The 12,452-nt window shown below is 55.3% G+C and carries 10 protein-coding genes; all 10 read right to left on the reverse strand.

What is annotated here, in order from left to right; translation table 11 throughout:
- Window positions 1-41 precede the first annotated feature (41 nt).
- Window positions 42-1,355, reverse strand: a complete 1,314-nt coding sequence (locus tag NMG80_RS26340) for an O-antigen ligase family protein (protein WP_254020814.1) — start codon at window positions 1,353-1,355, stop codon at window positions 42-44.
- Window positions 1,352-2,611 (reverse strand): tetratricopeptide repeat protein, encoded by a 1,260-nt coding sequence (locus NMG80_RS26345; RefSeq protein WP_254020815.1) that lies wholly within the window; start codon window positions 2,609-2,611, stop codon window positions 1,352-1,354. The genes NMG80_RS26340 and NMG80_RS26345 overlap by 4 nt, the downstream gene beginning before the upstream one ends.
- Window positions 2,499-4,871 carry a GumC family protein gene (locus NMG80_RS26350; protein ID WP_254020816.1) on the reverse strand — a complete coding sequence of 791 codons (2,373 nt, stop codon included), beginning with the start codon at window positions 4,869-4,871 and terminating at the stop codon, window positions 2,499-2,501. The genes NMG80_RS26345 and NMG80_RS26350 overlap by 113 nt, the downstream gene beginning before the upstream one ends.
- 46 nt (window positions 4,872-4,917) lie before the next feature.
- Window positions 4,918-5,703, reverse strand: coding sequence for a polysaccharide biosynthesis/export family protein (locus NMG80_RS26355; protein WP_254020817.1), 786 nt, complete (start codon window positions 5,701-5,703; stop codon window positions 4,918-4,920).
- The gene (locus tag NMG80_RS26360; protein WP_254020818.1) at window positions 5,703-6,512 is read right to left on the reverse strand and encodes a tyrosine-protein phosphatase; all 810 of its coding nucleotides are present in this window, start codon (window positions 6,510-6,512) and stop codon (window positions 5,703-5,705) included. Before NMG80_RS26360 ends, NMG80_RS26355 begins: the two co-directional genes overlap by 1 nt.
- Before the next feature lie 263 nt (window positions 6,513-6,775).
- A complete protein-coding gene (locus NMG80_RS26365) occupies window positions 6,776-7,258 on the reverse strand; it encodes a hypothetical protein (RefSeq protein WP_254020819.1) in 483 nt (160 codons plus the stop codon).
- Between the two features lie 311 nt (window positions 7,259-7,569).
- On the reverse strand, window positions 7,570-8,034 hold the full coding sequence (locus NMG80_RS26370) for a hypothetical protein (protein ID WP_254020820.1): 465 nt from the start codon (window positions 8,032-8,034) through the stop codon (window positions 7,570-7,572).
- 113 nt (window positions 8,035-8,147) lie between these two features.
- Window positions 8,148-10,388, reverse strand: coding sequence for an AGE family epimerase/isomerase (locus tag NMG80_RS26375; protein WP_254020821.1), 2,241 nt, complete (start codon window positions 10,386-10,388; stop codon window positions 8,148-8,150).
- Between the two features lie 120 nt (window positions 10,389-10,508).
- A complete protein-coding gene (locus tag NMG80_RS26380; protein WP_254020822.1) occupies window positions 10,509-11,129 on the reverse strand; it encodes a class I SAM-dependent methyltransferase in 621 nt (206 codons plus the stop codon).
- A gap of 24 nt (window positions 11,130-11,153) precedes the next feature.
- Window positions 11,154-12,083, reverse strand: a complete 930-nt coding sequence (locus NMG80_RS26385; RefSeq protein WP_254020823.1) for a glycosyltransferase family 2 protein — start codon at window positions 12,081-12,083, stop codon at window positions 11,154-11,156.
- Window positions 12,084-12,452 lie beyond the last annotated feature (369 nt).

A 12,452-nucleotide genomic window follows, 5' to 3' on the forward strand; every position in this document is an offset into this window, starting at 1 on the left:
GGAAATTCCTGCTCAGATCGCAGAACCGTCGCCAGGAGGCGCTAGGACGGCGTTCCGATGGGGACAAGTAATTTGTCACCGTTGTGGTCGATCTCGATCAATTCACTCTTCTGGCGGGCTGCAAATCCTTTGTGGAAGATAATGGCGTTCATAAAGGCAAACGTCATTGCAAGCGCTTCGGTCCGCAACGGATAATCAACCAGTGAATGAATGAGAAGAAAGGAAACCGAGAGGAATGCCGCCTTCTGGAGCGGATCACGGCGAATTCTAGAAAGCGCAACAAACAGCACGACGAAATACAACACCATCAATATAATGGCAGGAATTCCTCCTTCGAAGGCTATTTCAAGATAATCATTGTGAGCATGGTTAACATACTTCTTAAAGATCATCTCCTCGTTCTCGTATATCTGATAGGCCTTTTGAAAGCTTCCAAATCCGACACCCGTTGCCAAATTGTCTTGGATTCCTTCAACAGTGGTACGCGCAAATTCTCCTCGTCCGAAAGCCGGATCGATCGCGTCGGCATCGATCTTCGTCCATGCGCCCACCGTGTAGGCTGAAAGTCCTATGAAAATCGCAAGGATGCTCCACCCACTTATCCTGGAGCGAGCCGAAAGAAAGACGACGGATAAGACGGTAATCGCCAACCCAATCAGAACACCGGCACGCGAACCGGCGGCCAAAAGCAGCAGCAAAAGCGTTATCAACCCGAGTGATCCGGACAAAAGGTGTCCACGGAACAGACCATAATAAACAATGAAGGGAATAGTAACAAAAAGCAAAGCTGAGAAATGATTCTGGTTGGCAAAAAGCCCAGCATTTATCGTAAAAGGCAGTAGTCCCTCTATGGCTATATCGGCAGAGAGTGAATATTGAATCGCTCCCGCCAAGCCGTTGCAAATGACACCCATAAAAAAGAACGGAAGAAGTGCGTGGACCTGCTCGGTGCGCAAACGCAACACGCTCAAGAAAAAAGCTGCTGACGCCACAAGATACAACAGACATTCGATCGTCCGCCCGACTCCGACACTGACGAAGCGGAAGCCACTTTCCCCGGCGAGCCATGGATCTCCGAGCAACAGCTCTGGTCGCAAACCGTTGAATACCGCCGCAGGCAGCGGCACGACTTGAAAAATCACCAATGCCACAGCCAAGATAAGCAGCCACAGAACAGAACGGGGGATTGTCTGGTCAAAGGTCTGCGAAAAAACAAACGCGGCCGAGATGATTGCCACAATCTCAATCAGTGTGTCCGTATAAAGACCACTTGCAGTACCACCGCCGATCAGCAGAGATATAAACAAAACCGATCCGAGGAGATATTTATCCCATTCCGATGGCCGGTCGCTCAAGATGAAAGTCTCTCGATGCTCAATTTGTGCATTACCAATGTACCGACATATCGAAAGCGCCAGCTCTCGGCAATGGCGGCAGTCTCCAGCTTCAACAATTGCATGGGGCACCGACCAGGTCCAACCGAAAACTCCTGGCTCAGGGCCTGGCGATTGTATGTACCCTCTGGAATACTGAACCGCGCTATTTCGCTGGCCTGCCCCACGCATCTGATCGACCAGAACAATTCCTTGGGAAGCTTCAAGGTCCTTGCAGAGGCGATCAGAGAAATCTTGTAGGAACCTGGAGGCAATTCAACATACTGTTGAAGAGCTGTGTTCTTAACCGGCGTATTCAGGAAGCGGACGATCGCTCCACTCTCGCCTTCGACCGCTTCTTCAGATGATACAAACTTTACTTCCATGCCCGACTGATCGCCGACCTGCCAATCGAAAGGCTTGCCGCTCGACACCGGCTGAAAGGTGCTGTTGAAAATATATCCACCCAACTTCCGTTCTTCATCAGACAGGCTGAAAAGAAACAACCGATATGCTGGTTCATATCGTTTCTGATTGATAAAACCATTGATCACAAAGGACAATTCGTTCGATTTTGGCGGTGCGCCTGATCCAGTCAAATCGAGCAACAGCCGGTTTGCGGAATCGAGCCCTTCGGGAGTTCTGCCGAGAGTGGCGAACAGACTGGTTCTCCAGGGCGCCTCTGCTTTGACGGCTGCCAGCACTGCCTGGTACCCGTCGGGGCTTGAAAGGATTGTTGGCAGGCCCTCGGCGACGGCCGGAAATCGATCTGGCCATCGCCTTAGCAATATATCAATCTCACCGGCAGCCTTTGCCAGATCGCCTATCTCGATCGAGTGGCCAATGGACCTTTGGAGCGCGTGGATTTCGGTCTTCGATAACTTTCGAGCTTGGTCGAAGAATTCATAGGCCTCTTCTTTTTTGCCCTCTCGGTATTTGATCTCGCCGATCAGACTGTAGAGCCGTGCGTCCGCAAGGTCAAAACGAAGCGCGCTTTCGGCCTTGGCAAGCAATGCGTCGAGATCGGGAGCATTGCTTGTATCGTTCAGGTCGTGAGTAATCTCGCCTATCAACGCATTGACGTTCAACGGATCCAGCGCGAGGGAAACGGTTGGTGTTTCGTTTTCAAGAAACCGACTTAGCCCGATCGACGAAGCCGCCAACACTAGAACGGATGCGGCGAACCAAACGCCTGAACGCCGTAGATTTCGCATAAGCGGGCTGGTCTGCTCCGTCATCGACTTTGCCCTCAAGTTTCGGGGTTCCGTAGTCGTAATACTGGTAGTTCATGTATTTGTAGCCGTAGTTGTAATCGAACTTGTTCACTGCAAACTTCGACATCGCGGCTCCGACCACGTTCGCGCCGGCAGCTCGCAGGCGCTTCAACGCTGTCTTCGCCGACTTGCGCGTCACCTGATTGGTAGAAATGACCATCAATGTGCCCTCGGCAAGCCGGCTGAGGATGGGCGCATCTGAAAGGCCGACGATCGGCGGGGCATCGATTATGACGAGATCAAAGCGTTTGCCGAGATTGGTAACGATGAGTGCCATCTTCGGTGAAGAGAGCAGGTCAGCAGGGTTGGGTGGGATCGTTCCGGAAGTCAGAACGGTCACATTAGGATATTTTGTCGCCCTGAAAATGCTTGCCAGATCCTCCTTGCGGACGGTGTTCGTCAAGAGATTGCTCAGTCCGATTGTGTTGTCGAGACCAAACAGGCGGTGAAGATTGGGCTTTCGAAGATCGCCGTCGACAATGAGAACCCTGGCACCGAGCGCGGCAAAATCCTGTCCGAGCTTGAACGAGGTGGTCGACTTGCCCTCCGAGGGTTCCGAACTCGTGACCAGCAGCGATCGCGGCGCGCCTTCGGCGCCGGAGAACTGCAATGACGTTCGAAGCGAACGGTAGGCTTCGGACAGTCCCGATTTCTGATCGGCGATGCTGGCTATGAGTTCCCGGTCATCGACAAGCGGTAGGATGCCGAGCATCGCCAATCCCAGCTCCTTTTCGATCTGCTCAGGATTGGTGAAGGTGTTGTTCAACAACTCAATTATGTAAATTATTGACGCGCTGAGCGCCAGGAAAAGAGCCAGAGCGACCGCAAGATTGACACTCAGGCGTGGAGAATAAGGATTATTAGGCTGCGTCGCGAAATCGACAATTGCCGCACTTTGTGTCTTGAGTTCCGAGCTCACACCAACCTCGTTCAGCTTGGCAATCAAATTGTCATACTGAGAGCGGTTTGAATCTACTTCTCGCTTCAAGATGGTGTATTTAATGTTTTTGTCGTTGAAGATGACCTGCTGCGTCTCCATCTCGGCAAGTTTTGTCTTAAGGTCGGCCTCCTTGTTCTGAGCCTCCTGGTATTTCTGCCGCAGTGAATCGGTTATCGTCAAAACGCCGTTGTCATAAAGCCGCTGCAGTTCCTTGATCTGCGCCTGAAGCTGCTGCATCTCTGGAAAACCGGGCTTCAATATGCCCAGCTTCTGCTGATACTGGCTGGTCAAATCCGACAGCTTCTCGGTGATTTTCTGCAGACCCTCGCTTTCCAAGACTGGGCCGAGGCTCGACCCCCGACCTTTGTCTATCTGGTCCACCATCCGCCCGGCATCGAGACGTTCCTGGATTGCTGTCGCGAGCGCGGTGTTGAGCGTCTCGATGTTCGACCCTATCAGCGATTTTTCTTCGCCGGTTATCGTGATGCCCGCATCCTTTGCATAGGCGACGAGTTCCTCTTCGGATTTCTGAAGCTTTTGCTTTACCTGCAGAACCTGTTCCTGGATGAACTGCCGTGCCAGGTCCGACGTCTCGCTAGTCTGATCGAGGCGTTGATCGATAAAACTTTGCGCGACCTGATTGGCTATGTCACTTGCATATTTCGGGTTCTGGTCGGCAAACGCAATCGACAGCAGGCTTGTGTTGCTGACCAGCGTGACCGTGAGGTCATTCATCACGCGACCGATGGCAATCTTCTCACGTTCCTCCGGGGTTTTCTCTTCTATGGAAGGCGCCTTTGAAATTCCGAACGCACGATAGAAAATATTGCTAGGCGAGAAGTTCGGGGTCGGAAACAGGAAATCCGGCTTTTCGCTGAGCCCCAGTTGGAATACTACGCGCTGGGCCAAAGCCCGGCTTTTCAGCTTTTCACGGGCGGTTTGAAAGGCGCGCAGGTCGCTGCTTTCAGAAACCACTTCAATGTCCTGGAATACCTTGGCCGAAGGAACCAGCACTTCCAACTGCGTTGTTGCCAAATATTTTGGCGTCTGCATCATAGTAACAACCATGCCGGCAACCAGCCCGGCTGCCGCCATCATCACTATCAGCCACCGATACTGGACAACATAAAACAGCAGCCTGAGGGGATTGAAGCGCTCGTCGTGCTCCGAATAATCGCGGCCATACGAGCTATAGTTTTGCGCACCGTCATAATACAGTTCGGCAGACAAGGCTTGGCCATGCCCTGGGCCTGCAATTTGATGCTGTCTATTGCGATCGAGCATGGTGCGAGGTAATCCTAGGTTTATCTGACCGGGCCGCGATTTACGGTCACGGAATCACAGCAATACGGGCTGCACTTGAGGCGACGCCGAGGGCGTCCTTGAGATTGTTTATGGCAATTTTCGATTTCGAGGCGAAGACGACAATCTTGTCGCCACCAAAGATGCGTGGGTTGCGGCTCTTGCCGGCACGTATCTGCTCCACATTGTAATTCGCGACCAGGGTGTTTTGGCCGACATTGCGATAGACAAAGACTTTTTTTGCATCGCCAACGGCATTGAACCCGCCAGCAAGGGCGATCGCATCAATGAGAGAAGAATTGCTCGACACCGGAAAGATACCGGCCCTGGTGACTTCGCCATCGACGGTAACGCGCTGTCCGATCGATTCCTTGACGAAGACCGACACATCGGGCGACTGGAGATAGTTGGCGCCGTAAGCCGTTTCGATTTCCTGCTCCAACTGACGGACGGTCTTCCCTGCCGCGGTGACGGTTCCGATAAGTGGAAGCGAAATTTGCCCGCCAGGGTCGACTTGAACGGTTCTGTTCAGATTGTCGACCTGGAACACATTTACCTCCAGCACATCGTTAGGCGACAAGGGCTGCTCGTTGCCGTTCTGGCTGTTTTGCGGCGCAGGCAGTTCCTTTACGACCTGCAGGGCGCCGCCGGCGGAGAGCGGCGCCGACGATGACGTCAGTTGCAGCGCATCGACCGATGTCGGCGAAGACGATGATGTCGTCGACGAGGTGCTCGTGCAGGCAGACATCGAGAGCGAAGCGAGCAAGGCACATATCGCGCCCGTATAATTTTTTGCGAAATGAAACACGGCCACTACGCTGCCCCACCCTTCAACAGGCGACCCAATCCTGCAAAGCGACCGAAATTGCCGGGGCTTGGCTTTTTCGAGCGTGCCTTTCCGACCGGCTCGAGGGGCCGGTTCGCCAATATCTCGCCTGGACGTTTCAACACCATATTGCGGGCCTCATCTTCCCCACATCGCTTCGCGGCAAGGGCAACCGCCTGCGAAAGCCCAGGGCGCCGGCGGGTAGCGCCGTGGGTGTCCGAAGCGATAATATCTACTCTACCCTCGTCAATCAGCTTTTCCGAATAGTAAAGCGCCGTGCGTCCAAAAGCACCAACAATCGAGTCTGCGGTAAGTTGAATTAGGCAACCCACTGCATTCAATTTCTCGACAACATCGTAATTCGTCTTGATCCAGGTTAGTCGCTCAGGATGGGTAAGAATCGGAACGAACCCGGCGTTTATGAGGCGCAGAGCCAAATCTTCCAGCTTTGGCGGCAAGACGTGGTGCGGCGGTTCGAATAGAAAATAACGCGACCTGTTCAAGGTCGGCACGCTATCCAGCGCCAATTGCTCCGGCAGATCCGGCGCTATATGCACATCGGCGCCGACGTAAAGAGCAAGCGGTATTGCGGCGCGGCTCAGCGCCTGCTCCAACTCTTGAACCGCTCGGGAAATATTTGCCGATCCGTTTTCATACATGCCTGGTACGATATGCGGCGTACACGCCATATGGGTCGTTCCGTCGGCTACCGCCAGCCGCGCCATTTCCAGCGATTCAGCAAGGCTGCGCGAGCCGTCGTCAAGACCAGGCAAGATATGGGAATGCAGGTCGATCATTGACGTTTGTGGCCGCACTGGAGCAACGTGACGATTTCTCCCGAATAAAAGGTAAATGCGCCACCCGCACGATAGCGAATGACGCATTCGTCAAATCCATGCAATGCGGTAGATGCCAAATCCAAGCTATTCGCTGACAGCGAGCGGTATGGTGGATGAATTCTATCAACACCTCCTGCTCCAGCCAGCGCGCGAAGGCACTGCGGCACCGGCAATACGGCAGAGGCAGTCACACGCCCCTGCTATATTGTCTACTGGGCGACTTAACGGCTGACGGGGTCGCCATCATCCTGCGTTGCAGCAAGGATAGCTGCCACACCAACCATGCCCCCAAAAATATACAGCGGAGTGTTGGACTGGTTGTTGTTGCCCGGGGGAACCTGAGCCGTATGCTCAGAGCCCAGCATTCTCACGCAGATATTGTTCTCGACACGGGAAATGTCGAGGCTTGAATTCGCCGGCACATCCAGGTTGCAGCCACCGACATTGACGGAAGCCGATCCCTTGGCACCGACCACTATGCGGCTGCCGAAATCCAGCGCATTTCCCGCTTTTGCCGTGCCATAGCCCGCGGCTTGCGAAACCATTACGTCGCCATTGGCCTGCCCGATGGAACCAATCGAACTCGCCGCCCCCTGATAGGGTGTCGTACAGGTGCACGACGCATCCTGAGCGAAAGACGAAACCGGGCCGAAACCGATCGTGGCGGCAAATCCGGCTAACGCAACTTTTACAGTGAGGTTCATTCGTTTCGATCCTTTTTGTCCCGCCGCACCTCGGCCCCACCCGGGCACCAAGGTATTGATAAGCGCGTAACAGCTTTTAGCGTTGATTCCAACCTGCTTCGCAATTGCGAAATGATTTTTGGTTTCTCATGTGTTTCATTGGACACACTCCCTTGCCAGATTTGAATCTACCATTTTCGCGCCACTCTCTGGAAATTTCAGAAAACAAGTCTGTTCCTGGCCTTTGATGGCCATCGCGCCGATGCCTGTGATCGCACATTCTGTCTTTCATTTTATGACAGGGAGTTGACGAGGCCGTGAACAACGAACCCTTATTGGCAAGCTTTGTAGGTCGAACCTGCCTGCGCCGGCTGTCCGCACAAGATGCCATTCTCTGCAAGTTTGGCGGCCAAATCCGCGCCATCGGACGTGAGGCATTGCACAACGATGGCATCACCAAATTTTGAGGCGACATTGCCGTCGCAAGGCGTCCCCATGCCGACCGGCTTGCAAGTCAGGGCGAGCCCTTGGTAGTCCCGGCGCGCCGCATCCGTTACCATGGCACGCAGGGATTGAGGCTTGGTAAACGCCACGCCGCATAGCACAATTTTGCGGTTGGCGACGCGAAGATCATCAACCGCCTGGATGAAAAGCTTGCCATCAAACGGCTCGATCGCCGCTTGTGGCTTTGGGGCTGGCGGACGACGAGGCGTTCCTTTTTCCACGATGATGGCAAAGAAGCCAACCGCAAACGCCAGGGCAAGGAGTGCCAACAAGCTTATTTTCTTGAACGACAAAAATCCTCACTCCCGGCCAAGCACGTGTCTCTATCGCCTCTGGCGGAGACGGCCGGACGACTCACGGTCGCCTGGTAGCATCCATTTCAATCGAAGAAATTCCGTCAACTGCTCTATCGTGCTTCGCCGGCGGTGCTGTCGAGATATTGGGTCAGCGCGCAAACCAGATGATAAAAAATGCTTGCCGGCACATCGGTCGCCAGCGAGCGGCCGCGCTCGTCGATTCGGTCTATCCACAGGCCGAGCGGTGCCGGATTGATGTGCCAACGGAACAGCCGGCTGACACGCGCTTCGATCTCGGGCTTGAGGTCAGGTCCGCCCGAACCGTCCAATGCAATCGCCGCCTTGATCGCTTCGGCCTGAGGCCAACTGCGCGAGACACGGTCGAGCGGCAGACCTTGCCGCGAGACGGCGCCATAGGCGAGGCCGGTGGCGCGATTGAGGCCGTTGGCGACGGCCGAGGCATAGAGCTTTCTGGCAAAGCCGGTCAGTTCGCCCTGGCCAGTGCGCCCGGCGAAGTCGACCAGCAGCGAGGCCCATTCGAAATGGTGGCCGGGTTCCGTCCATGTACCTTTCTCGCCCTCCGCCTGCCTCCACTCGGCATCGAAATATTCGCCCAGCGTCCAGCTTTCCGGATCGAAGAAATGGCTGCGAAACAGATCGACGATGCGCGCGGCGCGGCGCAGGTAGGCGAGCTCGCCGGTCGCTTGATGCCAGGCCAGGAAAGCCTCGAGCAGATGCATGTGCGGGTTGGAACGGCGTTCGCCCTCGCCGCTCGACGTTTCGAGAAAGCCGGTCATGCGGTGATCCTCGAGATGCGCGTCGAGAAACGAAAACGTTTCTTCGGCAAGCCGCAATGCATCAGGATTGCCGACCATATGGGCATGCGCCAGCGCCAGCAGCACGCAGGAATGATCATAGGCATCCTCGGCTGCGTCGGCGACCGTGCCGTCGACATTGAACGTGCGCACCCAGCCGCCATTGTCGGTGCGGCCGTTCCTGGCCATGAATTCGAGGCCGTGGCCGATCAGCCGGTCGGCAGGCCCGTCCCAGCCGCGCGCCTTGGCGACAGCGAAGGCGTAGACTTGCCTGGCCATGGTGCGCATCCGCTTGGGCTTCTTCAGCGGTGTGGCGTCAAAACCGAGCGCCTCATGAAAACCGCCATGGCGCTCATCGACCCCAACCGTCGACCACAGCGGCACCGTCTCTTCAAACAGCCAGTGATGCACACGGCGCCGCCAGGCGCCGCTTTCGATGACGCGGTCACCGGCGGGCGTGAACCTGGTTTCCAGCCGGCCGCTCTTTTCGAGCTGCTCGACGATCTTCTTGACGTTCTGGCTGCGGCTGACCGGGGCGACGAATGTGGCATCGGCGGTCGAGACGATGGCAATGTCCTTCAGGCCGATGGCCGAGAGCAGGCGACTGTCGCTGCGGATATAGGAGTTCTCGCAGTCGATGGCGACGACATCGCCGACGATGACATTGCCGTCTTTGTCGGACGGGCCGACATCGAGCAGTGATTGCCAGGAACCGAGATCGTTCCAGCGGAAGCCGGCCGGCACCATGGCGATATGGCTGGCACGCTCCATGATTGCATAGTCGATCGACGTCGAGGGAATGGCGGCGTAGAGCTCCAGAGGCATGTAGAGACCAGAAAGATCTGACGTCGCCGCCTGGTAGGCAATTTCGGTGGCCTTCCAGATCTCGGGCTCGAAAGCCGTGAAGGCGTCGCGCATGGCCCTGGCGCGAAACAGGAAGATGCCGGTGTTCCAATAGAAATTACCCGCCGCCAGGTAATTCTGCGCGGTCGCGAGGTCCGGTTTCTCGACGAAACGCGAGACATCGCAGATGCCATCGGTCTCGCCGGCGATCTCGATATAGCCGTAACCGGTTTCGGGGTGGCCGGGCTTGATGCCGAACACCACCAGCCGGCCCGCACGCGCAGCGCCGGCGCCGTTTTCCACGCTTTGCCAGAATTGCCGTGCGGTCGTAATTTCATGATCGGACGGCACCACCAGCACCAGGCTGTCGCCGAATTCGGAGAGGGTGCGCAGCGTCGCCAAGGCAACAGCGGCAGCGGTGTTGCGGCCGGTCGGCTCGAACAAGGGGCCGCCGCCGGAAAGGTCGATGCCGGCGAGGTCCGCATGGACGCGGTCGGCATGCCGTTCCGAGGCAATCAGGAAGACCGGCGTTTCGCCGTCCGGCCGCGCCGTCAGCCGCCGCAACGTCTTGACCAGCATCGAGCCATCGCCGGAAAAATCATGGAACTGCTTGGGATTGTCCTCGCGCGACAGCGGCCACAGCCGTGAGCCAACGCCGCCGCTCATGACAAAACTGACGATTCGCTCGGTCATTTGGGCATCCCTGCAGAGAGCTAGGTCGTATTGAATCACCTGCGCGCGCAGTCCGCACAGGATGCGCTCCTTCACAAGCTCCGCCGCCAATCGTGCCGACTTCGAGTGACCCAAGCAGCATCACTTAGGTTTTTGAGCAATCACGATCATACTCTTCGCAAGCGCGGGGATACGTCCCACCCGTTCGAAACGTGAGACTTTCAAGCCGACTTCTTTGAGAAGTATGCCAAGGGTCCGGATGGACCAAAACTTGATATGACCACCATCCCACAGCGCCCAGAAATGGGCATCCATTCGGCCGGTCACAGCTAATGCCAAGTTCTTGATATAGCCGTGATAAGGCGTCGAAATGACGGCCGTACCTCCTGGATTGAGGAGCTCGTAAACATTCCTGGCAAACGCTCTCGGGTCGTAGAGATGTTCCACGACCTCAAGACTAAGAACCATGTCGAAGGTGCCATAGCGAGCGCGAAGATCATCATAAGCGGAACCGCTTTCAATCCTGATCTCCGGATAAGCTTTATTGGCCACGGCTACAGCAGATATTGATGGATCTATTCCGGTGACTTCACACCTGCCACTGAGGTGCTTCGCGACACTTCCATTACCGCAACCAAGGTCAAATATGGTAGCGGGAGAAAATTCTTTAACGATTCTATCGACAGCCGGCAGCAAAATGTTATGTGAATCGTTTGTCTCATGAGAGTCATAGAGATATTCCAGATTCTTTTCTTGGCTCATTTGAATCCCCTAGAGATGGTACCATTAATTTTCCTCGACAACGAGGCCGGTTCGATCCTTAATAGCGTTGGCTACTGAAATCCCCTTTTGTTTTGCAAATTCTTCAATCTCGAAGACTTTGGCATCGACCAAGCCGCGATACCAAAGCCCCTGCAAGAAATGGAAATAGAACCCCGGTCTGCCATCAAGAAATCCAAGCCGTATCAAATAGCGGTAGAGGAAGTAGGCTATCACTCGAACGCCGGCGGGGGTGCGTAGATAAATCTTTTCCTTAAGAAAGCGTCGCGCCCGGGCCTGTGGGCTGGCGCCGGAAACCGGCAGTTTGTCTGCTTTTAGAAACTCGAATCGTGCATTCAGCAGATCGATAGCTTCCCGAGAAGCATATTGGTTATGCTTTGCCGTCCACCACGTTAGAGAATTCATATTGATGTCTGAGATTACGATGTCTGATTTTTGAACATTTCCGCTCACTATTACATGCTCGTCCATCCAGCGCTGCTCGCAGCGCCCACGGCCGTTGCGCCAAAGCCGAAGCTGCCAACTGGGCTCGATCGCCCCATATCTCATCCGGCGGCCAAGGAAATAAATTCTGCGCTGCACAAGTATGCCGTCGCAATCACGGTCAGCTTGCGAAACAACCTCGGAAAGCCGATGTGACGTTGCTGGATCCAGCACTTCGTCAGCGTCTATTCGCATGAGCCAGCCCCCCTTGCCAACAAGGGTGGAGATTCCGAAATTCAGTTGCGTCGCATAATTGATCCAGGGATGACGAATTACCTCGGCACCAAGCTTTTCCGCTATCTCGACCGTTGTATCGGTCGACCCGCTGTCGATGACCGTAATGCTCTCTACCAGCTCCTTACAACTCTCTATACACCGGCCGATGTGAACCGACTCATTTAGAGTAAGAATAACTGCGTGAATTTTGACCGCTGCGTCGCTATCATCGCTCATTTCCGAATAACCATTTGTGGCCTGGGCCAAGACTAACGTGAACCTATCTGGCGGGCGGGATTGCCGGCTACTACAGTTCCATCAGGAACGTCCTTTGTGACTACCGAACGCGCCCCCACAACGGCCCTACTCCCAACCCGCACACCGGGGCCAACGAAGGCCTCAGCCGCCACCCAGGCACCCGTCTCAATAAGTATCTCTCCAACGACAAGCGGGAAAGCTGGATCGCGAAAGTTATGCGTCGCGGCGCAAAGGTAAGCGCCTTGACTTACTGTCACGTGATCCTCGACCGTGATCGACCCTACCGAGTAGCAATTCACTCTAGGCCCGAGGCTGCTCACATCCCCTAGACGCAAGTTCCAAGGTGCC

Origin of the sequence: Mesorhizobium escarrei, from assembly GCF_935825525.1 — a bacterium.
Taxonomy (GTDB): domain Bacteria; phylum Pseudomonadota; class Alphaproteobacteria; order Rhizobiales; family Rhizobiaceae; genus Mesorhizobium; species Mesorhizobium escarrei.